General features: G+C 40.9%; 23 protein-coding genes. 8 read left to right on the top strand and 15 right to left on the bottom strand.

Annotated elements, in window-relative coordinates:
- The first annotated feature begins 165 nt into the window (after positions 1-165).
- From ABKW31_RS05820 to ABKW31_RS05800, 5 genes are all read left to right on the top strand, one after another.
- Positions 166-834 (top strand): Bax inhibitor-1/YccA family protein, encoded by a 669-nt coding sequence (locus tag ABKW31_RS05820; protein ID WP_348615336.1) that lies wholly within the window; start codon positions 166-168, stop codon positions 832-834.
- Positions 835-905: 71 nt separating this feature from the next.
- Positions 906-1295, top strand: coding sequence for a sulfurtransferase complex subunit TusD (gene tusD / locus ABKW31_RS05815; protein WP_348615334.1), 390 nt, complete (start codon positions 906-908; stop codon positions 1293-1295).
- Positions 1292-1684, top strand: a complete 393-nt coding sequence (gene tusC / locus ABKW31_RS05810; protein WP_348615333.1) for a sulfurtransferase complex subunit TusC — start codon at positions 1292-1294, stop codon at positions 1682-1684. Before tusD ends, tusC begins: the two co-directional genes overlap by 4 nt.
- Positions 1684-1971: a sulfurtransferase complex subunit TusB gene (tusB, locus tag ABKW31_RS05805; protein ID WP_348615332.1), complete on the top strand. Its 288-nt coding sequence runs from the start codon at positions 1684-1686 to the stop codon at positions 1969-1971. The genes tusC and tusB overlap by 1 nt, the downstream gene beginning before the upstream one ends.
- A 23-nt stretch (positions 1972-1994) precedes the next feature.
- A complete protein-coding gene (locus ABKW31_RS05800; protein ID WP_348615331.1) occupies positions 1995-2333 on the top strand; it encodes a TusE/DsrC/DsvC family sulfur relay protein in 339 nt (112 codons plus the stop codon).
- A 151-nt stretch (positions 2334-2484) separates the two neighbouring features.
- Here ABKW31_RS05800 and serS read toward each other — a convergent pair whose 3' ends face one another.
- The 6 genes from serS to lrp all read right to left on the bottom strand — a co-directional run bounded on the left by serS (position 2485) and on the right by lrp (position 9238).
- Entirely contained in the window at positions 2485-3774 is a 1290-nt protein-coding gene (gene serS / locus ABKW31_RS05795) for a serine--tRNA ligase (protein WP_348615330.1), read from the bottom strand.
- Between the two features lie 10 nt (positions 3775-3784).
- Complete coding sequence (crcB, locus tag ABKW31_RS05790; RefSeq protein WP_348615329.1) at positions 3785-4177, bottom strand: fluoride efflux transporter CrcB; 393 nt, start codon at positions 4175-4177, stop codon at positions 3785-3787.
- The gene (locus ABKW31_RS05785) at positions 4178-5527 is read right to left on the bottom strand and encodes a replication-associated recombination protein A (RefSeq protein WP_348615328.1); all 1350 of its coding nucleotides are present in this window, start codon (positions 5525-5527) and stop codon (positions 4178-4180) included.
- Positions 5524-6159, bottom strand: a complete 636-nt coding sequence (lolA, locus tag ABKW31_RS05780; RefSeq protein ID WP_348615327.1) for an outer membrane lipoprotein chaperone LolA — start codon at positions 6157-6159, stop codon at positions 5524-5526. The genes ABKW31_RS05785 and lolA overlap by 4 nt, the downstream gene beginning before the upstream one ends.
- Before the next feature lie 7 nt (positions 6160-6166).
- Positions 6167-8581: a DNA translocase FtsK 4TM domain-containing protein gene (locus ABKW31_RS05775; protein WP_348615326.1), complete on the bottom strand. Its 2415-nt coding sequence runs from the start codon at positions 8579-8581 to the stop codon at positions 6167-6169.
- 171 nt (positions 8582-8752) lie between these two features.
- The gene (gene lrp, locus ABKW31_RS05770; protein WP_306022235.1) at positions 8753-9238 is read right to left on the bottom strand and encodes a leucine-responsive transcriptional regulator Lrp; all 486 of its coding nucleotides are present in this window, start codon (positions 9236-9238) and stop codon (positions 8753-8755) included.
- 139 nt (positions 9239-9377) lie between these two features.
- Between lrp and ald the strand changes: the two genes are divergently transcribed.
- Positions 9378-10511 (top strand): alanine dehydrogenase, encoded by a 1134-nt coding sequence (gene ald / locus ABKW31_RS05765; protein ID WP_348615325.1) that lies wholly within the window; start codon positions 9378-9380, stop codon positions 10509-10511.
- A 65-nt stretch (positions 10512-10576) separates the two neighbouring features.
- Here ald and pyrF read toward each other — a convergent pair whose 3' ends face one another.
- The 9 genes from pyrF to gyrA form a co-directional block, all read right to left on the bottom strand.
- Positions 10577-11272, bottom strand: coding sequence for an orotidine-5'-phosphate decarboxylase (gene pyrF / locus ABKW31_RS05760; protein WP_348615324.1), 696 nt, complete (start codon positions 11270-11272; stop codon positions 10577-10579).
- A gap of 1 nt (position 11273) precedes the next feature.
- Complete coding sequence (gene lapB, locus ABKW31_RS05755; protein ID WP_348615323.1) at positions 11274-12443, bottom strand: lipopolysaccharide assembly protein LapB; 1170 nt, start codon at positions 12441-12443, stop codon at positions 11274-11276.
- Positions 12443-12715, bottom strand: coding sequence for a LapA family protein (locus ABKW31_RS05750; RefSeq protein ID WP_348615322.1), 273 nt, complete (start codon positions 12713-12715; stop codon positions 12443-12445). Before ABKW31_RS05750 ends, lapB begins: the two co-directional genes overlap by 1 nt.
- 160 nt (positions 12716-12875) lie before the next feature.
- Positions 12876-13157 carry an integration host factor subunit beta gene (ihfB, locus tag ABKW31_RS05745; RefSeq protein ID WP_348615321.1) on the bottom strand — a complete coding sequence of 94 codons (282 nt, stop codon included), beginning with the start codon at positions 13155-13157 and terminating at the stop codon, positions 12876-12878.
- Positions 13158-13249: 92 nt separating this feature from the next.
- Complete coding sequence (rpsA, locus tag ABKW31_RS05740) at positions 13250-14920, bottom strand: 30S ribosomal protein S1 (protein ID WP_348615319.1); 1671 nt, start codon at positions 14918-14920, stop codon at positions 13250-13252.
- A 98-nt stretch (positions 14921-15018) separates the two neighbouring features.
- The gene (gene cmk, locus ABKW31_RS05735; protein WP_348615318.1) at positions 15019-15717 is read right to left on the bottom strand and encodes a (d)CMP kinase; all 699 of its coding nucleotides are present in this window, start codon (positions 15715-15717) and stop codon (positions 15019-15021) included.
- Between the two features lie 106 nt (positions 15718-15823).
- The gene (aroA, locus tag ABKW31_RS05730; protein ID WP_348615317.1) at positions 15824-17107 is read right to left on the bottom strand and encodes a 3-phosphoshikimate 1-carboxyvinyltransferase; all 1284 of its coding nucleotides are present in this window, start codon (positions 17105-17107) and stop codon (positions 15824-15826) included.
- Positions 17107-18192 carry a 3-phosphoserine/phosphohydroxythreonine transaminase gene (gene serC, locus ABKW31_RS05725; RefSeq protein ID WP_348615316.1) on the bottom strand — a complete coding sequence of 362 codons (1086 nt, stop codon included), beginning with the start codon at positions 18190-18192 and terminating at the stop codon, positions 17107-17109. The genes aroA and serC overlap by 1 nt, the downstream gene beginning before the upstream one ends.
- Before the next feature lie 128 nt (positions 18193-18320).
- Positions 18321-21008: a DNA topoisomerase (ATP-hydrolyzing) subunit A gene (gene gyrA / locus ABKW31_RS05720; RefSeq protein ID WP_348615314.1), complete on the bottom strand. Its 2688-nt coding sequence runs from the start codon at positions 21006-21008 to the stop codon at positions 18321-18323.
- 278 nt (positions 21009-21286) lie between these two features.
- Here gyrA and ubiG point away from each other — a divergent pair, with 278 nt between their 5' ends.
- Entirely contained in the window at positions 21287-22000 is a 714-nt protein-coding gene (ubiG, locus tag ABKW31_RS05715; RefSeq protein WP_348615313.1) for a bifunctional 2-polyprenyl-6-hydroxyphenol methylase/3-demethylubiquinol 3-O-methyltransferase UbiG, read from the top strand.
- A 551-nt stretch (positions 22001-22551) separates the two neighbouring features.
- A complete protein-coding gene (gene nrdA / locus ABKW31_RS05710; RefSeq protein WP_348615312.1) occupies positions 22552-24867 on the top strand; it encodes a class 1a ribonucleoside-diphosphate reductase subunit alpha in 2316 nt (771 codons plus the stop codon).
- Positions 24868-24889 lie beyond the last annotated feature (22 nt).

Here is a 24889-nt window from a genome sequence, read left to right as displayed (position 1 = left end):
TAAAAAGGTTTGTTTGTTCATAGTTTGGTCAAGCTGGGTGTTTTTGCAGCGCGTTGCTATTTGTAACAGTTTTTTCGCACGATATGACTTGAAAAAATGAACCAAAACCCATACAAATACACTATTAGTGGTACAGTATTGTTTATTTTATTAATGGAGTTTCAAATGGATCAAAGATCAGTATACAGCGGTAGTGGTGAAACCTCAGTATTGCAAACTAACAAAGTGTTGCGTAATACTTATATGTTGTTAGCGATGACATTAACTTTCAGCGCAATCTGTTCAGGCATTACAGCAGCGATGAATATCTCTCCAGGTATGGCGCTGGGCATGAACCTTGCCGCTTTGGTGATGATCTTCTTTTTAAATAAAGCGTCACAAAGCTCCATGGGCATCTTGTTTGTGTTTGCTTTCACTGGATTACTCGGTGGCTCTTTAGGCTACACTTTAAATTATTACGCAGGTATGCAAGGCGGTTCTGAATTAATCATGCAGGCCTTTGGCGCTACTGCATTGGTATTTTTTGGACTATCAGGTTACGTATTAACGACTAAGAAAGATTTCTCCTTTATGGGCGGATTTTTAATCGTGGGTTTAATCGTGGCGGTTGTTGCGTCTCTGGCTAATATCTTTTTCCAGATACCAGCCTTAAGCCTAGCGGTCAGCGCTGCTATAGTATTTATTATGTCTGGCTTCATTTTATATGATACCAGCCGCATAATTAACGGTGGCGAAACTAACTACATCAGAGCAACGGTCTCTATGTATTTAAACATCTACAACCTATTTACTTCTATTTTGCATTTGTTGGGCGCCTTCGGTAGCGACGATTGATAAGCTAGGATAAATTATTCTAAAACACCTCAGCTTGCTGGGGTGTTTTTTTAAGTGGAACAGACTCTTTTATGGCAACTATCAGTTTATTAGTGATGTCAGCGCCGGTCGCTTCTCAAAATGCACAAACTGCCTTACGTTTTGCACAGACAGTGGTTAATTCAGAGCACAGCTTAGCTGGGATCTTTTTTTATTTGGACGGTGTGCATAATGCTAATTGTTTGCAATTAAACCCCTCTGATGAAGCAGCGATTTATCTTAATTGGTGTCAACTGGCCGAACTTAATCACTGCCCATTATTAGTTTGTGTCACTGCTGCTACAAAACGCGGCATTTTATCTGAAATGGATGCACGGGATAACGAATTAAGTCAATTTACCCTAAAACACCCTTTTCAATCTGTTGGACTAGGCGAGTTGTCGGAACTTATCCATACCAGCGACAGGCTGGTGCAGTTTTGAACACAATAATGCAAACTGATCATCAAGAACTCAACACGCATCTAGGCGTCATTAATCGTCAAGGGCCTTACATGGGCAGTAATGCGCAAGAAAGCCTAGATTTAGTGATGGCCATGTCGAATTTTGGCCAACAAGTAAGTGTCTTTTTTCTTGACGACGGGGTCTTTCAATTACTCAATAATCAGTCGGCCAGTGCTATTGAGCGTAAACAGTTCACCAAAGGCTTTGCTGCTCTTGAATTCTATGATGTCGAGAATATTTACGTCTGTGCTACCAGCCTTGAAGAACGGGGGCTAAGTGCGAGCGATTTAATTATAGGTGCGATTGTCGTCGGCAAAGATGAATTGTCAGATTTGTTGCAAGCCCACAAACAAGTGATAAATTTTTAATGAACTTACACCAAGTCTTTACTAGCCCTAGCAGTGACAATCAACTGCAACAATGTATCAGGCGCTGCCAATCGGGCGACGGGATATTGTTACTACAAGATGGCATATACAGCCTTAAACACCCCCTATTGGGCCTAGCCCTTAAACTTGGTATAGTTTTGTATGTTTTACAAAAAGACTTAGCGGCCCGTGGTTTAGCCCTCGACAATCAATCCATACAAGTAGTCGATGATAAACAATGGCTGGAATTGTGTGTGCAGTATGACAAGGTGCTAAGTTGGGCCTAAATCGAGATGAGTAAACCCATAAAATGAGTTACCACATAGAATTTGCTGAGCACAAGATTGAAACTGATAAAGCAGGGTATTTATTACAAGTAAATGATTGGCATCCCGCTTTGGCTCATACCTTGGCTCAACAAGAGAATATAGAGCTCAGCGATGCGCATTGGGAAGTTGTTAATTTTGTCAGGGATTTTTACTTAGAATTTGAAACAAGTCCTGCTATGCGAGCCCTCGTTAAAGCCATGGCGCAAAAATTAGGTCCAGAAAAAGGCAATAGTCGCTATCTTTTTAAACTTTTTCCTTTAGGACCCGCCAAACAAGCCACTAAAATAGCTGGTTTACCCAAACCAGCCAAATGCTTATAACAGGCAGATTAAGCGCAACACTGCGAAGTGACACCTGGTTTTTTCAATATTGAGCAGGATTAACATGTTTTACTGCATTAAAAAAGGGTGAATGCCAAAGTAGCCCACCCTTAATATTGCTTTGTAGTGCAAAAAAGAAGTAAAAGTACTTCTAGCCAATAAGCTCAACACCACCCATATATGGCTGCAAGACTTTAGGAACAACAACAGAGCCATCAGCTTGTTGATAGTTTTCCAATATGGCCACCAAAGTTCTCCCCACGGCTAAACCAGAGCCATTTAAGGTATGTACCAATTCAGGTTTGTTTGTCGCAGGATTGCGATAACGCGCCTGCATACGACGGGCTTGAAAATCCAACATATTTGAGCATGAAGATATTTCGCGGTAGGTATTTTGCGCTGGCAACCACACTTCCAAATCATAGGTTTTGCACGCACCGAAGCCCATATCACCGGTACAAAGTAACATTTTGCGATAAGGTAAATCTAATAACTGGAGAACCTTTTCTGCATGGGACGTCAGTTCCTCTAATGCATCGAAAGACGTTTCTGGGTTTACAATTTGTACAAGTTCAACTTTATCAAACTGATGTTGACGAATTAAACCTCGCGTATCACGACCATAAGAGCCTGCTTCGCTTCTAAAACATGGGGTATGCGCAGTCATCTTCATAGGAAGTTGCTCTGCAGTAACAATTTCATCCCGTACGATATTGGTTAAAGGCACTTCAGAAGTAGGAATAAGCGACAAGCCCTGCCCTTCTTCAGTTGCCGGTTGGGTGTGAAATAAATCTGCGCCAAATTTAGGCAGTTGCCCGGTACCAAATAAACTATCTGCATTGACCAAATAAGGTACATACATTTCTTGATAGCCATGTTCGTTAGTATGCAAATCCAGCATAAACTGGGCAATAGCACGGTTTAAGCGCGCTATTTGCCCACGCATTACCACAAACCGTGAACCGGTTAATTTGGTTGCCGTTTCGAAATCTAAGCCATTTCCAATCTGGCCTCCTACATCGACATGATCTTTAGGCTCAAAATCAAAGGTACGAGGCGTACCCCAACGTAAAATCTCGAGGTTCTCATTTTCATCTTTACCTTGTGGTACTGATTCATGAGGCAAATTTGGAATGTCTAATGCGAGATTTTGAATGTCTTCTAACAAGACAGTTAATTCAACTTTAGCACTATCCAATTCAGCACCAAGTTGCCCTACTTCAGCCAGTAATGGCTCGATGTCTTGACCGGAGGCTTTTGCTTTACCAATTGACTTGGAACGCACATTGCGCTCGTTTTGCAATTCTTGGGTGCGCATTTGTAGCGTTTTGCGTTTTTCTTCTAACGCGTTAAACGTTGCCACATCGAGTTTATAACCACGTTTTTCTAATGTAGCAGCCGTTTGTTCAATTTCACTGCGGAGATATTTTGCATCTAACATGTTGGATTAATTAGCCTTTAACAAAAAAAGTAACAAAAATGGTGCCTAACCAAGCTGCCAATAAACACCCCAGCGTATTCAGCAATACATTAAGTATGCCTTTTAGCCACAGGCCTTGTTGAAGCAGATACAAGGTATCAACAGAAAATGTAGAGAAGGTGGTAAATGCGCCTAAAAAGCCAATACCTATGGTCGCCCGCCACAAGGTTGCTTCCATTTGCCCATGTTCAATTAACGAATATAAAAAGCCTAAGCTAAACGACCCCACTACATTGACCAATAGTGTACCAAAGGGAAAGCCTTTGCCAAACCATTGAAAGACCAATTGTGATAGAAAAAAACGCATGCAAGCGCCTGATGCTCCACCTATAGCAATATAAACGTAAATCATTGCGCCTTGCATTTATTCATACCTTTTTAAGGGGCTCTGTTTATTGAGTTCATTAAGAAAGTCTAGTTTGGCTTTCAACTTAATTTCTAGGCCCCTTTCATTGGGCTGATAATATTGAGTATGTTTAATTGACTCGGGCAAATAGCACTCACCAGCAGCAAAAGCATGCTCTTCATCATGAGCATAACGATATTCTGCGCCATAGCCCATGTCTTTCATCAAACTAGTGGGTGCATTGCGTAAATGTTCAGGTACAGGATAATCAGGTAATTCTTTCGCATCTTTCAGCGCTTGCTTAAAAGCAACATATACAGCATTACTTTTTGCCGCACTGGCACAATAAAGCGTGGCTTGAGCAATCGCTCTTTCGCCTTCAGCCGGCCCTACTCGCTGAAAAATATCCCAAGCATTTAAACACACTTGCATTGCCCGAGGATCGGCATTACCAATATCTTCGGTGGCAATAGCTAGAAGTCGCCGTGCAATATACAAAGGGTCACATCCAGCCACTAACATACGCGCATACCAATACAAAGCAGCATCAGGTGAAGAGCCTCGTACTGACTTATGAAAAGCAGAAATTAAATCGTAAAACTGATCACCTTGTTTATCAAACTGCGCTACTTTTTCACCTACCGCTTTTTTAACAAGCTCAATGGTTAATACTTTAGACTCTGCCTCTGCAGGTAAAAAATCAGCACTTAATTCAAGATAATTTAATAATCGCCGTGCATCACCGCCACTGAGTTCTATCAACAAGGTTTGAGCCTGAGGTTCGATATCAAGTTTTAATGCTCCTAAGCCTAGAACACTATCATTTAGTGCTCGGCCTAGTACTTCTGTTAATTCCAATTCAGTGAGGTTTTTTAATACGTAGACCCGAGCGCGCGACAACAATGCACGATTAAGTTCAAAAGAAGGGTTTTCGGTGGTGGCGCCAATAAATATTACTGTACCGTCTTCAATATAGGGTAAAAATGCATCTTGCTGACTTTTATTAAAACGATGAACTTCATCAACAAATAAGATAGTGCGCTTGCCTTGTTCTTGATAATACTTTGCTGACTCAATGGCTTGGCGAATGTCTTTGACCCCAGCGCTGACAGCGGATAAACGTTCAATATGCGCGTCACAATGCAACGCCACTAATTCGGCGAGTGTGGTTTTACCGGTACCGGGCGGCCCCCAAAGAATCATTGAATGACATTGTTTACGTAACAAAGCGTTACGCAAAGGCGTATTAGGGCCAATAATATGTTGTTGGCCAAAATATTGATCAACCGTTACTGGTCGCATTTTAGCCGCTAAAGGTAAAAACTCAGCTGAATTCACACCTTGGTTAAATTCAAATCCGCTATTCATGGGGTGCGTTGATCATCTAACTCAAAGGCTTGAGAATTAGTAAAAATAAACAACGTTTCGGCAATACTTTGATTTTGTTTAATTTGATTAAATGTCAACGCACTGACTTGCTGCTGGCCATCAATGATTTTCATTGCCACTAGTGAGGACTCTTTAAAGCTTAAAATTAACTCAACCACATTAGCTTGTTGCTGTTTAGGCTTGATACTGAACTCATTATTTTTTTCAGTAACATTAAAGTCGTCCCACGCAGCACCTTTGGGGTTGGTCAACAGAATCAGTGGATTATTATCAATTGCCGCATCTTGATTAAGTGCAACTACTTGCTCCATAAAGGGGTCTATTTGCCACAGGGTTTGGCCATCAGCAATCAATTCACTTTCATTGGGCGCATAGAGTTGCCAGTAGAGCTTATTAGGATATTGCAGTGCAATCTTGCCCGTGGCTTCTTGTAATACTGTCGCATTTGCATCGGTAACTTTTTGACTAAACTCTGCTTGAAAGGTATGCAACTGCGTTAAACGTTGTTGTAACAACAATGATGCGTCTACCGCTTGGGCAAACACCTGAGAACTAATAAAGGCACTAAGCAATAAGCTCAATGCAGGAAACAACTTATAGTGATGACGCATAAAGATATTAATCTCTTGGTGGGGCAGCCGCGAGCACTTCGCGATTACCATTGTGACCTGGTGAAGTTACGACGCCGCTTTGTTCCATTTGTTCAACTAAACGTGCCGCTCTATTGTAACCAATTCTGAATTTACGTTGGACGCCAGATACTGATGCACGACGAGATTCAGTAACAAAGGCAACCGCTTCATCGTAAAAGGCATCAAACTCTTGGTCAGCGCCATCAGCTTGCTCGCCGGGCAACAAAATTTCAGCGTTAGCATCGCCATTTAAAATTTCTTCAATATATTGTGGTGCACCCCGTTTTTTCCAATCAGCAACAACGGCATGAACTTCGTGATCATCTACAAAGGCACCATGTACACGGGTTGGCACACCGGTACCTGATGGTAAATACAACATGTCGCCCATGCCTAATAAAGCTTCAGCTCCCTGCTGATCCAGGATAGTGCGAGAATCGATTTTTGAAGAGACTTGAAAAGAGATACGAGTGGGAATATTGGCTTTAATCAATCCAGTAATAACATCTACCGAAGGACGCTGGGTGGCAAGAATTAAATGAATACCCGCCGCTCTTGCTTTTTGTGCGATCCGCGCAATCAATTCTTCAACTTTTTTACCTACGATCATCATCATGTCGGCAAATTCGTCAACTACTACCACGATGGCAGGTAACTTTTCTAAAAATGGCGCTTCAGTAAGCATGCTTTCTTCAAATCGCCATAAAGGATCACGAATTGGCGTGCCATCTTCAATTGCTTGTTTAATTTTTTGGTTATAACCCTTGAGGTTACGCACACCGAGGGCCGACATCAGCTTATAGCGACGTTCCATTTCACCCACACACCAGCGCAGTGCATTTGCTGCTTCTTTCATATCGGTGACAACTTCAGCCAGTAAATGGGGAATTCCCTCATAAACGGAAAGTTCTAACATTTTCGGGTCGATCATGATCATACGCACATCTTCAGGCGTTGATTTATACAACAAACTGAGGATCATGACGTTCACCCCAACAGACTTACCCGATCCTGTCGTACCAGCCACCAATAAATGCGGCATTTTTGCAAGGTCGACGACCACTGGCTTACCTGAAATATCAGCACCAAGTACCATGGTTAAAGCTGATTCAGCAGATTGGAATACCTCACAACTGATCACTTCACTGAGCCTGACCATATCACGATTTTTATTCGGTAATTCCAAACCAATAACCGATTTACCTGGTATAACTTCTACTACTCGAACTGACATAGCCGACATGGCTCTGGCTAAATCTTTAGACAAAGTAGAGATTTTGCTTACTTTGACTCCGGGCGCTAATTCCATTTCAAAACGAGTAATAACCGGGCCCGGATATACTCCAACCACACGAGCTTCAATATTAAAATCAGCCAGTTTTTCTTCTAATAAGCGTGAAACAATTTCAAGCTCTTCTGGTGTAATGGGGTTCTTAATTTTGTCAGCCCGTTGTAATAAGTCAAAAGAAGGCAAAGGCTGTGATAAGTCTGTTTCGCCGACTTGTTCATCAGACTCGGTAGTTTCGGCGACAAAAGCATCTTTAGTTTTTATTTTACGCGCACTATCTGCTTTTGCTCGAATATCACTGGTTGTTTGGATATTGGGCTCAGGGTTTTGTTGCTGCTCAAACACGTCGTCAGGGATCGTTATTTTAGGTTCGCTACGAACAAAAATGTCTGCTCTGGGTTCAATCTTAGGTTTATCTCTAGGGGTTTTAACCGGGGAATCAAATGCGCTTAGGACTACATCAGCAGACTCATCCTCTGTACTTTCTTTACTTTTAAAACTTAACAAAGGCACGGTAGTTTGTTTGATTTTACTAGGCGTACGGTAAATAAGTTTGCTGATTGCTATAGTAACAGCGCCGAGTTTATCCACTATGGTTAACCATGAGATGCCACTGACCAAAGTAAACCCCGTGCAAAAAAAGCACAGAAGCAGCAACGTTGTCCCTACTAGACTAAAGTACGGAACTAATGCCGTACTCATTACATCACCCACTAACCCACCGGCTGAATAGCTATAAATATCATCAATATTCATGCTCAATAAACCCGTCGCTCCTAATATCAGTAAAAAAACACCAATAATTCTTAGGCCAATCGTTAAGTAGTCAATATCTAGAATACTTTTGGTTTGTTGAAACAAAAACCACCCCAGAAAAGCGGCACAAAAGGGCAAACTATAGGCAAACCAACCTAAGGTAAAAAAAAGTATATCAGCGAACCAAGCGCCAATTGGACCCACCCAATTGTGCACATTACTTTGCAGCCCAGCTTGACTCCAACCAGGATCGGCCGGATGAAATGAGGATAATGCCAATAAAATGAAAAAAGCAAATGCACAGCTAAGTATCATGCCTACTTCCATTATCCTTTGAATACCTGTAAGTCGTGCCATAGTTATAATTTTCGTATTAAGTGTTTATCTACTAATTTCAGATTCATAAGATACCAGTGCAAAGTCTAAAATCCTAGCTAAGCCAATGCTTTCGCTGGTTATTTCACCAATATGGAGCGACTTATAGCTAAGTGACTCAAAAATGTCGGGGTTAAGTCGATTGGGCATAGCCTATTTGAGACTAATTTTTACCTGCATAGATTCTTTAATCTCTTCCATAACTACATAGGTGCGAGATTCACTCACCCCAGGCAATCTAAGCAAGGTATCACCTAATAGTTTACGATAACTCGACATGTCTGCAACCCGCGCTTTAAGTAAAAAATCAAAATTACCTGATACAAGGTGACATTCTTGAATATCTTCTTGGGTTCTCACCGCAGCAGAAAAATCTTCAAAAATATCGACCGACGTTTTTACTAAGGTTATTTCAACAAAAACTAACATTGATGCCCCAAGTTTAGTTGGGTCGACTCTAGCATGATAGCCTTTAATATAACCTTGCTGCTCTAAGCGTTTTACTCTTTCTAAACAAGGGCTTGCGCTTAACCCTACCTTTGTCGCCAAATCAGTATTAGATATTTTTCCATTCTTTTGTAATTCAATAAGTATGTTTCTATCAATCCTATCAAGGTGTTTTGGCGTTTTAATCAGCATATATAATTCTGCAATATTTAACTATCACAGCATAATATACTTATTGCCTTTTAATTTCAGGATAAATTTCTAGCAAAGTTACCCTATACTGCGGCTGCAAATTTAAAACCCATATTTATCCTACTGAAAGGGCGAAGCTATGTTAATTGGTGTACCAAAAGAAATAAAAAACCATGAGTATCGTGTTGGCCTAACGCCGGCTGCAGTCAAAGAATTCGTTACTTTCTCTCATGAAGTATGGGTAGAAACAAATGCGGGTATAGACATTGGATTTACCGACGAAGAATATATTGCTTCTGGTGCTAAAATAATTGCCGACGCAGCTACTATTTTTGCCAAAGCTGACATGATTGTGAAAGTGAAAGAGCCTCAGCCCGATGAATGTCGTATGCTGCGAAAAGGACAAACTCTTTATACCTACCTACATTTAGCACCTGATCCCAAGCAAACTCAACTGTTGGTAGAGTCAGGTGCGACCTGTATCGCCTATGAAACCGTAACTGATGTAAAAAATGGATTACCCTTGCTTGCTCCAATGAGTGAAGTAGCTGGCCGTATGGCAGTGCAAGCTGGCGCACATTATCTAGAAAAAGCCCACGGTGGCAGCGGCACACTATTAGGTGGTGTACCAGGAGTAGCTCCAGGAAAAGTATTAATTATCGGCGGTGGCGTAGTGGGCACCAATGCCGCAAAAATGGCCTTAGGTTTAGGCGCAGACGTTACCATTCTAGACCGTTCATTACCCCGTTTGAGGGAGTTGGATGATATTTTCGATGGCCGTCTAAAAACCGTATTTTCTACTGTCGATGCTATTGAGTATTACTCTAGTAAAGCCGACCTAGTGATTGGCGCAGTATTAATACCTGGTGCCGCCGCCCCCAAAATGCTCACACGCGAACATATCAAGAATATGAAAGAGGGATCTGTGGTGGTCGATGTTGCTATTGATCAAGGTGGTTGTTTTGAAACATCAAAAGCAACGACTCATCAAGACCCTGTTTATATGGTTGACGGCGTAGTGCATTATTGTGTGGCTAATATGCCAGGTGGTGTTGCAAGAACCTCTACCATGGCATTAAACAACGCTACCCTACCCTTTGGGTTAGCTTTAGCTAACAAAGGCCCTAAACAAGCTATGTTAGATAATCCACATTTACTTAATGGCTTAAATGTACATCAAGGTAAAGTGACCTATAAAGCAGTAACAGACGCCTTAGGTAGTAGCTTAAATCTCGAATATATGGACGCTAAGTTAGCTTTAGAAACCTTATAATCAAGGCAAAAAACGAATATTAAAAAAGCCACTTAAAGTGGCTTTTTTTTGGATGTAATAGAGGCCTATAAAAGTCCGTTATTAATTTCTATTAAGGTCGCAATAGGATCGTCAGATTGTGTTACTGGACGACCAATCACCAGATAATCAGACCCTGCTGTTACAGCCTGCCTAGGCGTCATAACGCGCATTTGATCCCCTTTATTACTGCCCTCTGGTCTAATTCCAGGGGTAACCAAGACAAAATCCTGACCCAGTTGTTGTTTTAGCATACTGGCTTCTTGTGCCGAACACACTACCCCATCCAAGCCACTGTGTTTTGTTAATTTTGCCAGATTCAATACATGTTCTGCTGGGCTGCAGTTTATGCCAATTGCGCTTAATTGCGCTTGATCCATACTGGTCAATACGGTGACCGCAATTAACAAAGGTCTATCAAGACCAAAACTGTCTAAACTTTTATACGCCTGCTCCAACATCACTGGTCCACCGGAAGCATGCACATTAAGCATCCAAACACCCAAATCAGCAGCAGCAATACACGCCTTTACTACTGTATTAGGAATATCATGAAATTTTAAATCTAAAAAAACCTTAAACTCTTTATTGACTAAATACTTGACAAAATCAGGGCCAAAATGCGTAAACATTTCCTTGCCAACTTTCAATTTACATAAGCTAGGATCAAGTTTATCTATAAAATTATACGCCTGCTTCAACTGGTTAAAATCCAGTGCAACCACAACTTTTGAATCTACCATACTATTCACCATCTAGACCTTTAATGGGTTTAACCACTCCCCACTTTTTACAAGATGGGCACAACCAATGTATTTGACTACCAGAAAAGCCACAACTATGGCACCGATACTTAGGTCGCATTTTTATTTGCTCTTCTACTAACTCTTTGAGTAATCGTAGACTATTTGTTGAATCTTCATCTTCTTGTTGTTCAATGTACAAACCCATTAAAGTTTTAAAACCTTTCATGGTTGGATGCTTTTTAAGTTGTCCTAACAACAATTCTGCTGCTTTGACTGATGATTCATCTTTAGCGACTAATTTAACTTTGGCAAGATAAGCAGTTGCGCATTGCTGCCAATATAAATCGAGTATATCGCTCAACTTACTCTCGTCAGCTAATTTTTCACTGCACTTTTCAATTAATGGAATGGCTTCAGATAGCCAGGTAATATCGCGTAGAGGAACTTGTGAGAGATGCGCAATTGCAACCTCATATTGTTCATTATCGATGGCCAGTTCACCTAACATCAACCAAGGTCTAACGGCTTTTTCATCCACTTTAGTGGCTTGTTTTAAATAATCTTCGGCCTCAATTAAATTGTCTTTGCGCCATTCGATAAGAGCCTGTTCACAATAAAAATGTGCTACGCGGGCACACAGTTCATCACTGTCACCACCGGCGTTAATCATATTCTCGGCTAACTCGATTGCCCGCCCCCATTCCTTGGTGGTCTGGTAAATATTAAAAAGTTGAGTTTGGGCTTCAACAAAGTGCTTTTCACTGTTGAGCAACTGCAGAAACGCATTTTCAGCCCTTTCCAAGAACCCTGCCAATACATAATCGCGACCTAATTCTTTGAGGGCAGATTCACGTTGGCTGGCTGAAATTTCTTCTTTACTGACTAAATTTTGATGTACTCGGATAGCACGATCCAACTCACCACGATGCCTAAAGAACTTGCCCATAGCGATATGAGTTTCAACCGTATCACTATCCAAATCGATCATTTTAATCAGCGTATCTACAGCTTTATCTGGCTCATCTGAAAGTAAAAAATTTAAACCGCGATAATAATGTTTGGATAATATACTGGATTGTTTACGTTGGGCTTGGCGAACACTATTTCTGCCCATCACCCATCCATAACCGGCAGCAACAGGTAATAACAAAAATAATAGTTCTAGCATTAGGAATCAGTATTCCGTTGTAGAAGTTTTTTATTTTTGCGATTTAACATGGTGATTTGCCACTTTAAACGAAGAATATAAGGAATAAAGGCCAACAAGCACATTAAGAAGCCTAGCAAAAACGTTATCCCTAACAAATAGGATAATTTAATGTCTGCTTTAGCTATCAGATAATGAATCGAAACAAGATGGCTGTTATATGAACCAATAAAACTAGCCAAGATAAGCAGTATCAAAATAGCAATTAGAATTAATAAACCTTTAACTTTCATTGTTGCCTGTTTGCAGTTGAGGTAAAACACATTTAATCGCAGCCTAAACAAGCCGCTTTCTATTAATGCTTTATAGAATAATCACTTATTTACTACTGTAACAAAAACGGCACCCAAATTGGAGTGCCGTTTAATAAGAATTCAATAAAAACTAATTTAACTAAAATTCATTTACCCGTTCGCGTAATTCCTTGCCTGGCTTGAAATGAGGAACGTATTTTCCGTCCAATCTCACTGTTTCACCAGTTTTAGGGTTACGGCCAACTCGTGGAGCACGAAAATGTAAAGAGAAACTACCAAATCCGCGTATTTCAATGCGTTCACCCTTTTGTAAGGTTTGCGCCATTTGCTCTAGCATCTCTTTAATAGCCAACTCAACATCTTTAGCCGGGATATGACGTGCTTTATCGGCGAGTCTTTCGATAAGTTCTGATTTGGTCATGTAACCTCTCCGTTAATCAAAAAAACTGTTGGATCCGATAATAAAGTGCGTATCAATTAATGTAAAACTAATTGTACGCACTCACACATAGTTTAGTCGTTTTTAGCTGCTTTGAAAGCGTCAGCGAAAGCGTTAGTGAAAGTCACTTCTTCTTGCTGATTTACTTTATCAATTGCGTCTTTTTCGTCAGCTTGGTCTTTCGCTTTAACAGAAAGGTTTACGATGCGATTCTTACGATCAACACCCATAAACTTAGCTTCGATTTCAGCACCAACACTAACAACTTCAGATGCATCTTCAACTCTATCACGAGCTAAATCAGCAGCACGAATATAACCTTCAACTTCATCTGCCAACTTAACAGAAACGCCTTTAGCATCTACCGCTGTAACAGTACCAGTAACGATAGTACCTTTCTTGGTATCATTCAGATATTGGTTGAACGGGTCTTCTTCAATCTGCTTAACGCCTAAAGAGATACGCTCGCGCTCTGGGTCAACTTGTAATACAACAGCTGAGATCTCGTCACCTTTCTTATAGTCACGAACCGCTTCTTCACCTGTTTTATTCCAAGAGATATCAGATAAGTGAACCAAACCATCTATGCCGCCATCAAGACCGATGAAGATACCGAAGTCAGTGATAGATTTGATTTTACCTGATACTTTATCGCCTTTGCTTTGTGCTTTAGCGAACTCTTCCCAAGGGTTAGGGATACATTGCTTAAGGCCTAGAGAAATACGACGACGCTCTTCGTCAATTTCAAGCACCATAACTTCAACCACGTCACCTAAGTTAACAACTTTAGATGGGTGGATATTTTTGTTGGTCCAATCCATTTCAGAAACGTGTACTAAACCTTCAACGCCATCTTCGATTTCAACGAAACAGCCGTAATCAGTTAGGTTAGTTACAGCACCACTTAATTTAGCGCCTTCAGGGTAACGGTGTGCAATTTCTTGCCAAGGATCGTTGCCCATTTGTTTCATACCTAGAGAAACGCGAGATTTATCTTTATCGAATTTCAATACTTTAACATTGATTTCATCACCAACATTCACAACTTCACTTGGGTGCTTAACACGTTTCCAAGCCATATCAGTAATGTGTAGTAAACCATCAACGCCACCTAAATCAACGAATGCGCCGTAGTCAGTTAAGTTCTTAACGATACCTTTAACTTCATGGCCTTCTTCTAGGTTAGCAAGTAAAGAATCGCGTTCTGCACTGCTTTCTGCTTCGATAACAGCACGACGAGAAACAACAACGTTGTTACGTTTTGCATCAAGTTTAATAACTTTGAATTCTAGTTCTTTGCCTTCAAGATGCGTAGTATCACGCACTGGACGAACATCAACTAGTGAACCAGGTAAGAATGCACGCACTGTGTTCACTTCAACTGTAAAGCCACCTTTAACTTTACCGTTAATAATACCTATGATGGTTTTCTTTTCTGTATACGCTTCTTCTAATTCAACCCACGCTTCATGACGTTTAGCTTTTTCGCGAGATAGAATAGTTTCACCGAAGCCATCTTCAATAGCATCAAGTGCAACATCAATTTTATCACCAACAGCGATATCTAAACTGCCGTCTGCATTTCTGAACTGCTCAACGGGAATAGCACTTTCAGATTTCAAACCGGCGTCTACCAATACAATGTCTTTATCTATAGAGACGATGGTACCTTTAACGATAGAACCAGGACGGGTTTCGAGTTCTTTCAAACTCTCTTCGAATAGTTGAGCAAAATTTTCAATCATAGTTTTCAGTAGTTTCTTTAATTGACAGCCACATTACATCCAGTGAACGCGGGGTTGTTATTCAAGGCCAATATCTTCCTGACGTCGGCATATTAGTTTTACAGCGTTTTTTGAATTGGAGTATCGGATAACTTCAATTCAATAAATTCTTCAATTTTTTCAATTACTTGGTCAACAGTTAAATCTGTAGAATCAATAATCAACGCGTCTCCAGCAGCCACAAGAGGTGCAACACTACGGTTGGCATCCCGCTCATCACGAGCTGTGATGTCTGCTAAAAGGCGCGATATGCTAACACCATGACCAGCATCTTTCAACTGATTAAAGCGTCTAGAGGCTCTTTCTTCTGCACTTGCCGTCAGAAAAATTTTGACCTGGGCATTAGGAAAAACCACGGTGCCCATGTCTCTGCCATCAGCGACTAAGCCAGGTGCTTGTTTAAATGCACGTTGACGTCGCAACAAGGCTTCGCGAACCGCAGGTAGAGATGCGATTTGCGAGGCAACAGCCCCAACTTCTTCTGTACGAATAGCGTCGGAAACATCCTCTCCTTCAAGTATGGTACGGGTACCAAATTCAGAGGTTTCAAAATTGACATCAAGACCTGAAGCTAATGGTAATAAACCTGCTTCGTCGTCGGCTGGTATTTGATGATGAATAGATGCTATCGCCAATACCCGATAGATGGCGCCACTATCTAAAAAATGCCAACCCAACTTTTTGGCCAGTAAGACACTAATCGTTCCTTTACCAGCACCACTTGGTCCATCTACAGTTATTATGGGTTCAGAATACATACCCTCTCCTGAGTGGTGAAAATCGGGCGCAATTATACTCATTGGCCATATATAAGCAATGAAACTAATGTTGCAGAAAAAATCATTAGACTTTTTCGAACCTTATTTAATCCCTACAAAGGGTTGCAAAACGACTAAAATAGTCAGGAAAAGTTTTTGCAGTGCAACCAGGATCATTAATAGTAACAGGCGTATCGCTTAAGGCGACCAGTGAAAAACACATGGCCACTCTATGATCGTTATAGGTATCAATAGAGGCATGTAGTAATTTGGTTGGTGGGGTGATAGAAATAAAATCATGCCCTTCTTCTACTATTGCACCCACCTTACGCAATTCACAGCTCATTGCCGCTAAACGATCGGTTTCTTTAACCCGCCAATTATAAATATTTCGAATCGTTGTCGGCCCTTGTGCAAACAAAGCAGTAGTGGCAATAGTCATCGCCGCATCAGGAATATGGTTTAGATCGAGGTCAACGCCTTTTAATGCAGCACCTTGCACTTCGATGTAATCGTCTCCCCAAGTAATCTGAGCACCCATTTTTTCGAGCACATCGGCAAACTTAATATCACCTTGGATACTGGCTCTGCCCACTCCAGTTACTTTTACCTTGCCGCCTTTTATTGCGCCAGCAGCTAAAAAATAAGAAGCAGACGAAGCATCCCCCTCGACCAAAAATTTACCTGGTGACTGGTACTTTTGATTTCCTTTGACATGGAAGGCTTGGTACTCGAGATTTTCAACTTCGATGCCAAATTTTGCCATGGTGTCTAAGGTAATATCTATATAAGGCTTTGATACCAACTCGCCTTTAATTTGAATCACAGAATCATTTACAAATAGTGGCGCGGCCATCAATAAGGCAGTTAAAAATTGACTCGATACACTGCCATCTACGCTAATTTTACCACCTTGCAAGGGTGTGCCTTGTATTTTAAGCGGCGGATAACCGCTATTTTTTAGATATTCAATTTGTGCACCAGCTTGTTGCAATGACTCAACCAAAGCACCAATCGGTCGCTCTTCCATGCGAGGCTCACCCGTTAATTCAAAGCTACCTCGACTACAAGCGAGTGCGGCACACAGTGGACGCATCGCGGTACCCGCATTACCCAAAAATAAATTTAGTTCTTTATCCGAAGTAAATGCAGCCCCATTACCTGTCACCCAACATTCGGTTTTATCTGCAGACAAGCGATAGTTAACCCCTAAAGCACTTAAAGCATTGAGCATATGATGGATATCTTCACTGTCTAACAGATTAGTTAGGTGAGTCTCGCCTTGCGCAAGCGCTGCAAGCAATAAGGCTCGATTAGACAAACTTTTTGAACCAGGTACATTCACTGTTCCAGAAACATATTTAATTGGTTTTAGTAACAACTGTTCCATTAACCGTGTCTCCTAACAAACTCGTTCATAAACTCTGTAAGTGCTACAAGCCCTTCAAACGGCATAGCATTGTAGATACTGGCTCGCATTCCACCGACAATTCGATGGCCTTTTAATGCTCTTAGACCTGCTTTTTCTGATTCACTGATGAACAATGCATCAAGTTCTGGATTGGCTAAATGGAAAACAACATTCATTCTTGAGCGATAATCGGGATGGATATGATTGAGATAAAAATCAGAGTTATCAATGCACTTATATAAATGAGCCGCTTTTTGCGCATTTATTTTTTCCATTGCTGCCACGCCGCCCTTTGCTTTTAACCACTTAAATACTAAGCCTGCTAAATACCAAGCATAAGTTGGCGGGGTATTATACATTGACTGAAATTTAGCCATGGTTTGATAATGCATAAATGAAGGTGTGGTATCCCGCGCTTGATCCAACAAGTCATTGCGAACTATTACCACCGATAAACCTGAAGGACCGATGTTTTTTTGCGCACCCGCGTAAATAAGACCAAATTTGGACACATCAATTTGTTTCGACAGAATACACGACGACATATCCGCCACAAGCGGTACTTTACCCGTTTCAGGTAACCAATTTATCTCCATTCCCTCAACAGTTTCATTAGGGCAGTAATGATAAAAAGCAAAATCTTGATCAACATCTGCTGCCTGAATTTTTGGCACGTAGGCTAAACCTTGCTCTACCACTGAACGACCCACAACCTGGGCGTTGAGGTATTTACCGCCTTCCTTGTGCGCACCTTCAGACCATGAACCATTCACTAAATAAGCAGCAGACTGTTGCGCATGAGCTAAGTTTTGCGGCACGGCTGAAAACTGTCCACGACCTCCACCATGGGCAAATAAGACTGAATAGTGATCGGGCACACTCAGTAAGTCCCGTAAATCTTGCTCAGCTTGTTCTGCTACAGCAATAAATTCTTTACTACGATGACTAATTTCCATCACCGAACAACCTAAGCCCTGCCAATTAATAAATTCAGCTTGCGCTTGCTGCATGACTTCTGCAGGCAACATTGCTGGACCCGCACAAAAATTATATATGTCTGACATCTGATACCTGCTTAGCCCTAATACAAACAAAACGAGTGGCACAAGCCACTCGTTTTTAACTTTAGAAAAAGAATATTAATATTAAATATTCTTTTTGATAGTCTTTTTATAGATCAAATTACGCTGTCTTATTCAGCGTCATTACCTTCTTCGATATCAGGAGCGGTGCTTTGAACATCAGTTGTTTCTACTGCGTTCTCTGCATCTTCAATCTCGTCAATCTCAAGCTCTTCAATTTCATCAATACGCTGTAAACCAACAACATGTTCGCCTTCGATAGTCCGGATCAAACGCACACCTTGGGTATTACGCCCAACGGTAGACACTTCACTAACCCGAGTTCTAACCAAAGTGCCTTTGTCGCTGATTAACATGATCTCGTCACTTTCGTTAACCTGAACCGCACCAACCACTTTACCGTTTCTATCAGAAACTTTAATTGATACAACACCTTGAGTTGCTCGGCTCTTAGCAGGATAGTCTTGGACTGGTGTGCGCTTACCAAAGCCATTTTCAGTGGCTGTTAGGATAGCACCTTCACCATTGGGTACAATTAACGACACTACTTTCTGACCGTCTTGTAGCCTAATACCACGAACACCCGTAGCCGTTCTTCCCATAGGACGTAAGGCTAATAATTCTTCACCTGTTTCAGGGTCAAGTTTGACTTCGCCAGTTTCAGAATCCCGTTGTTTTTCATTAAATCTGACCACTTTGCCTGCGTCAGAGAACAACATAATGTCGTTACTACCGGTGGTAATATCTACGCCAATCAATTCGTCACCATCATTGAGATTAACCGCAATGATACCGTTTGAACGGGGACGAGAGTATTGGGTTAACGGGGTTTTCTTAACCGTACCATTGGCCGTTGCCATCAATACGTATTTACCTTCTTCAAACTCTTTGATCGGTAATATGGCGGTAATTCGTTCGTTTTCTTCTAAAGGCAGTATGTTAATAATCGGACGCCCACGAGCATTACGACTCGCTAAGGGTAATTGATATACCTTTAACCAATACAATCGGCCACGAGTTGAGAAACACAAAATATGATCGTGAGTATTAGCAACTAACAACTTCTCGATAAAATCTTCATCTTTCATCTTGGTTGCCGATTTACCACGACCACCACGACGTTGAGATTCATAATCATTGAGTTTTTGGTACTTAACATAACCTTCTCGTGACAAAGTCACTACCACTTCTTCTTGCTCAATCAAATCTTCAATATCAATATCATGAGAAGCAGAGGTAATTTCAGTACGACGAGCATCGCCATATTCATCACGAATTTTTTCTAATTCTTCTCGAATCACTTCCATTAAACGTTCAGGACTGCCTAATATATGCAATAACTCAGCAATAACGTTCAATAGTTCTTTGTATTCGTCGAGGATTTTGTCGTGTTCTAAACCGGTTAACTTGTTCAAACGCAAATCAAGGATGGCTTGAGCTTGTTGCTCAGTCAGATAATAAAGATTCTCACGAATCCCATATTGTGGTTCTAACCAATCAGGACGAGCGGCGTTATCACCCGCTCTTTCGAGCATTTCAGCTACATCGCCAAGTGACCAACCTTGTGCCGTTAAACCAACTTTTGCCTCGGCTGGACTTTTAGACGCTTTTATTAAAGCAATGATAGGGTCAATATTAACTAAGGCTATGGCTAAACCTTCTAATATATGAGCCCGCTCTCTGGCTTTTTTCAATTCGTAAACAGTACGTCTGGTGACCACTTCACGGCGATGTAATATAAACGCCTTGAGGATGTCCATCAGATTCATTATTTTGGGCTGGGTTTTATCCAAGGCCACCATATTGATACCAAACACAGTTTGCATTTGAGTTTGGGTATACAGATGGTTCAGTAATACTTCGGCTGACTCGTTACGTCTAACTTCAACAACAATACGCATACCATCTTTATCAGATTCATCACGTAATGCCGAAATACCTTCAATTTTTTTCTCTTTAACTAATTCGGCTATTTTTTCAATTAAGCGCGCTTTGTTCACCTGATAAGGAATTTCATGAACAATAATGGTTTCTTTGCCATTGGCTTCGGTTTCGATTTCTGCCCGAGCACGCATGTATATTTTACCACGGCCAGTTCGATACGCGTCATCGATACCTTTTCTACCACTGATAATTGCTGCGGTAGGAAAGTCAGGACCAGGAATATAGGTCATCAACTCTTCAATAGTTAAGTCAGGGTTATCAACGAGTGCGATACAACCATTAACCACTTCAGTTAAGTTATGAGGAGGGATGTTGGTCGCCATACCGACAGCGATACCCGACGAACCATTGACGAGTAAATTAGGTACTCTGGTAGGCAGTACCTCAGGGATCATTTCCTGACCGTCATAGTTTGGCACAAAGTTAACGGTTTCTTTATCTAAATCAGCAAGTAACTCGTGGGCAATTTTTGCCATACGAATTTCGGTATAACGCATTGCTGCAGCCGAGTCACCGTCAACAGAACCAAAGTTACCTTGGCCGTCAACTAACATGTAACGTAAAGAAAAAGGTTGTGCCATACGAACGATAGTGTCGTAAACCGCAGAGTCACCATGAGGGTGATACTTACCGATAACGTCACCAACCACACGGGCAGATTTTTTATAAGGTTTATTGAAATCGTTTTTTAGTTCATTCATGGCGAATAAAACGCGGCGATGCACCGGTTTCAAACCATCTCGTACATCAGGCAGCGCCCTGCCTACAATAACGCTCATCGCATAATCGAGATAAGAGTTCTTTAGTTCTTCTTCTATATTTACTGGAAGAATTTCTTGGGCGTGATCAGTCATATACAGCCTTGTCCCTAGTCATTATTATTGGAGAATTGATTTAGAAGTTTTCGCGTTATATCTACTAAGCTAGGATTTTGAAAAGATATAAACATGGAAGCTAAAATACTTCGTTAAACATTCGCATGATTCTATCATCGACTGAAAAAAATAAACAGTCAGAGATCGTCTATATAGTGCGCAGTCAGCACTTAACATCTACCTATTACTACTTTTTATAGTGGATACCTAGTTCACTAGCTGGCTATAATGGCCATACTTGGAAACAGGACATATAAATGACTAATCCGCAAAACGTTGACCCGATTGAAATCCAAAAATTTTCTGAGCTTGCTAATCGATGGTGGGATTTAGCAGGTGAATTTAAACCTTTGCATCAAATAAACCCTCTAAGAACCGATTTTATTGCGCAACATGCTGAGGGCTTAACGGCAAAAAAAATAGTTGATGTAGGTTGTGGTGGCGGTATTTTAGCAGAAAGCATGGCCAAACTAGGTGCGCTTGTTACCGGAATAGATATGGGACAAGCGCCATTAGAAATTGCCCGTTTACATGGATTAGAGTCAGGTGTAAACGTCGATTATCAGCAGACAACAGCCGAGGAATTTGCCGAACAACATGCCGCCCAGTTTGACATCGTAACCTGCATGGAAATGTTAGAGCATGTGCCTGACCCTGCTTCTGTAGTACAAGCCTGTTACAAGTTAGTAAAACCAGGCGGTCATGTGTTTTTTTCAACACTTAATAGAAACATTAAATCCTATTTGATGGCTATTGTTGGCGCTGAATATATTCTGGGCCTCGTCCCCAAAGGCACACACCAACACAGTAAATTTATTAAACCTTCAGAACTCATGCACTGGATAGATCACACACCGCTTTTAATCAAACACATGACAGGTTTGCATTTGAATCCCCTAACACAGGAATATTATTTGTCTTCACAAAATGTTGACGTCAATTATATTTTGCATTGTAAAAATAGTCTTTAAATTACGCCTTACTGCATTAACAAATGCAGTAAGGCCAAACAAGCTATGTGATTAAGCAAAAAAAAAGCATAGTTACTGACCAAAGCGTTAGCACTGAATAGCAAATAAGCACAACACTGATGAAAATATAAACAGGCTGATTTTCCGCTCTACTACGACATGTAGTACTAAAACCCCAAACAACACACTATATATCGTAAAAACATAACGAAGCACTTTTTGTAACTAAAATAATTTATAAGAAATATTAGTTAAAAATTTTGCTTGCAATTGTCTTAGCTGCACTAAGAAAAGCCTTTTTAGGTGAGTCAATACTAACATAATTAAAACTGCACTATATCTGGGCAGCGCAACACTACATATTGGGTTGCATTCACTTTAAAACCTCACTATCTTGTGTTCTGTTGTTGATTACACCACAAACGAGAGCGGTCATTTTTGCCGTAATAGCTAGAAAGAGTGAATTAACGACAAACTAAAGATAATGGGCTTGGATGCACCTAAATCCCCTTTCCATTTTGAAGTTAAACTAAAATAAAAACGGCAAATACATGACTAATGATCTCTACGTCACTAAGCGCAATGGCGAACGCGAAATTATCGATTTAGACAAGATCCACAAAGTAGTTGAGTGGGCAGCAAATGATCTAAATAATGTGTCAGTTTCACAAGTTGAAATAAAAGCACATATTCAGTTTTATGATGGTATTAAAACCGCTGATATCCATGAGACGTTGATCCGCTCAGCTGCTGACTTAATTTCTACTGAGGCGCCAGATTATCAATATATGGCAGCCCGTTTAGCTATTTTTCATCTACGTAAAAAAGCCTATGGCCGCTTTGAGCCTCCTACATTACTCGAGCAAGTCAAAAGCATGGTTGCCAAAGGCAAGTATGACAAACACTTGCTCGAAGATTACAGCGAAGCAGAATTTGCTGAAATGGATAAGCATATGGACCATTGGCGTGATATGAACTTCAGTTATGCCGCAGTTAAACAGCTTGAAGGCAAATACTTGGTACAAAACCGAGTGACTGGTGAAATCTACGAGAGTGCGCAGTTTTTATATATACTTGTGGCCGCCTGTTTATTTGCCAACTATGAAAAAGAAACGCGTATGGACTACATCAAACGTTTCTACGATGCCACCTCCAAATTTAAAATATCCTTGCCTACGCCAATTATGGCGGGGGTTAGAACACCTACTCGACAGTTCAGCTCCTGTGTTTTGATTGAAGCGGGCGACAGTTTAGATTCTATTAATGCCACAGCAAGCGCCATTGTAAAATATGTCAGTCAGCGTGCTGGAATTGGCGTCAATGCCGGTCGTATTCGAGCTTTAGGCAGCGCAATTCGTGGTGGTGAAGCCTATCATACCGGCTGTATTCCTTTTTATAAGCATTTCCAAACCGCAGTTAAAAGCTGCTCTCAAGGTGGCGTTAGGGGCGGTGCTGCAACCTTATTTTTTCCTCTTTGGCACTTAGAAGTTGAATCGTTATTGGTGCTTAAAAACAACCGTGGTGTAGAGGAAAATCGGGTTCGCCACTTAGATTACGGCGTGCAATTTAATAAATTAATGTACACACGATTGATCAAAGATCAGTACATTACATTATTCAGCCCCTCTGATGTGCCTGGTTTATACGATTCATTTTTTGCCGACCAAGATGAATTTGAAAAGCTTTATGTACAATATGAACAAGATGCAAGCATTCGTAAAAAGCAAATTAAGGCTATCGAATTATTTAGTCTATTTATGCAAGAACGTGCCAGTACAGGGCGCATCTATTTACAAAACGTCGATCATTGCAACACTCACAGTCCTTTCAATCCGAAATTAGCGCCGGTGCGTCAAAGTAATTTGTGTTTAGAAATAGCCTTACCGACTAAACCTCTACAGCATGTAAATGACGAAAATGGTGAAATTGCTTTATGTACCCTATCTGCCTTTAACTTAGGGGCAATTGAAAGCCTAGATGAGTTTGCTGAAATGGCGGATTTATCTGTACGAGCCTTAGATAGCTTATTAGATTATCAAGACTATCCGGTTCCAGCTGCATTTAATGCCACGATGGGACGCCGAACTTTAGGCATAGGTGTTATTAACTTTGCATATTATTTAGCTAAAAATGGCGTTAAGTATTCCGATGGCAGTGCCAATGGCTTAGTGCACAGAACCTTTGAAGCCATGCAATATCACCTGATGCGAGCATCTTGTAATTTAGCTAAAGAAAAAGGCGCCTGTCCTAAGTTTAACGAAACAACTTACTATCAAGGCTTAATGCCGATTGATACCTATAAAAAAGAATTAGATAAAATTTGTAATGAACCATTGCATTGTGATTGGGATAGCTTGCGTGCAGATATAAAACAATACGGCTTACGTAACAGTACATTATCAGCCTTAATGCCCTCTGAGACATCTTCGCAAATATCGAATGCCACTAATGGTATTGAACCACCACGCGGTCATATCAGTATTAAATCAAGTAAAGATGGCGTACTGAAACAGGTTGTACCTGAATATGAGCGCCTAAAAGATAAATACGAATTATTGTGGGATTTACCTTCAAATGAGGGTTATTTGCAACTGACAGGTATCATGCAAAAATTTGTCGACCAAACGATTTCTGCTAACACCAGTTATGATCCTAATAAGTATGAAGGCGGTAAAGTACCGATGAAGTTGTTACTTCAAGACTTACTGACCACTTACAAATTAGGCATCAAGACGCTGTACTATCACAATACCCGTGACGGTGCGAATGATGCGTCACAGCAAGCCTTACCTACTAGTAAATCAGTAGCTCAAGAAGTGATCATTGAAGAAGATGACGATTGTGCAGGTGGCGCCTGTAAAATATAACGCCTAATAACGCCACCCTCGA

It is taken from the genome of Paraglaciecola sp. 25GB23A (genome assembly GCF_040012495.1).
GTDB lineage: Bacteria > Pseudomonadota > Gammaproteobacteria > Enterobacterales > Alteromonadaceae > Paraglaciecola.
The sequence above is the reverse complement of the archived record's forward strand: the minus strand, read 5'-3'. Positions and strand labels throughout refer to the sequence as shown.

What these genes read in the sequence shown, in the direction of transcription:
- ABKW31_RS05820 (WP_348615336.1), top strand. Translation starts at nt 166, where the DNA reads ATGGATCAAAGATCAGTATACAGCGGTAGTGGTGAAACCTCAGTATTG.
- tusD (WP_348615334.1), top strand. Translation starts at nt 906, where the DNA reads ATGGCAACTATCAGTTTATTAGTGATGTCAGCGCCGGTCGCTTCTCAA.
- tusB (WP_348615332.1), top strand. Translation starts at nt 1,684, where the DNA reads ATGAACTTACACCAAGTCTTTACTAGCCCTAGCAGTGACAATCAACTG.
- ABKW31_RS05800 (WP_348615331.1), top strand. Translation starts at nt 1,995, where the DNA reads ATGAGTTACCACATAGAATTTGCTGAGCACAAGATTGAAACTGATAAA.
- serS (WP_348615330.1), bottom strand. Translation starts at nt 3,774, where the DNA reads ATGTTAGATGCAAAATATCTCCGCAGTGAAATTGAACAAACGGCTGCT.
- crcB (WP_348615329.1), bottom strand. Translation starts at nt 4,177, where the DNA reads ATGCAAGGCGCAATGATTTACGTTTATATTGCTATAGGTGGAGCATCA.
- ABKW31_RS05785 (WP_348615328.1), bottom strand. Translation starts at nt 5,527, where the DNA reads ATGAATAGCGGATTTGAATTTAACCAAGGTGTGAATTCAGCTGAGTTT.
- lolA (WP_348615327.1), bottom strand. Translation starts at nt 6,159, where the DNA reads ATGCGTCATCACTATAAGTTGTTTCCTGCATTGAGCTTATTGCTTAGT.
- ABKW31_RS05775 (WP_348615326.1), bottom strand. Translation starts at nt 8,581, where the DNA reads ATGGCACGACTTACAGGTATTCAAAGGATAATGGAAGTAGGCATGATA.
- lrp (WP_306022235.1), bottom strand. Translation starts at nt 9,238, where the DNA reads ATGCTGATTAAAACGCCAAAACACCTTGATAGGATTGATAGAAACATA.
- ald (WP_348615325.1), top strand. Translation starts at nt 9,378, where the DNA reads ATGTTAATTGGTGTACCAAAAGAAATAAAAAACCATGAGTATCGTGTT.
- pyrF (WP_348615324.1), bottom strand. Translation starts at nt 11,272, where the DNA reads ATGGTAGATTCAAAAGTTGTGGTTGCACTGGATTTTAACCAGTTGAAG.
- lapB (WP_348615323.1), bottom strand. Translation starts at nt 12,443, where the DNA reads ATGCTAGAACTATTATTTTTGTTATTACCTGTTGCTGCCGGTTATGGA.
- ABKW31_RS05750 (WP_348615322.1), bottom strand. Translation starts at nt 12,715, where the DNA reads ATGAAAGTTAAAGGTTTATTAATTCTAATTGCTATTTTGATACTGCTT.
- ihfB (WP_348615321.1), bottom strand. Translation starts at nt 13,157, where the DNA reads ATGACCAAATCAGAACTTATCGAAAGACTCGCCGATAAAGCACGTCAT.
- rpsA (WP_348615319.1), bottom strand. Translation starts at nt 14,920, where the DNA reads ATGATTGAAAATTTTGCTCAACTATTCGAAGAGAGTTTGAAAGAACTC.
- cmk (WP_348615318.1), bottom strand. Translation starts at nt 15,717, where the DNA reads ATGTATTCTGAACCCATAATAACTGTAGATGGACCAAGTGGTGCTGGT.
- aroA (WP_348615317.1), bottom strand. Translation starts at nt 17,107, where the DNA reads ATGGAACAGTTGTTACTAAAACCAATTAAATATGTTTCTGGAACAGTG.
- serC (WP_348615316.1), bottom strand. Translation starts at nt 18,192, where the DNA reads ATGTCAGACATATATAATTTTTGTGCGGGTCCAGCAATGTTGCCTGCA.
- gyrA (WP_348615314.1), bottom strand. Translation starts at nt 21,008, where the DNA reads ATGACTGATCACGCCCAAGAAATTCTTCCAGTAAATATAGAAGAAGAA.
- ubiG (WP_348615313.1), top strand. Translation starts at nt 21,287, where the DNA reads ATGACTAATCCGCAAAACGTTGACCCGATTGAAATCCAAAAATTTTCT.
- nrdA (WP_348615312.1), top strand. Translation starts at nt 22,552, where the DNA reads ATGACTAATGATCTCTACGTCACTAAGCGCAATGGCGAACGCGAAATT.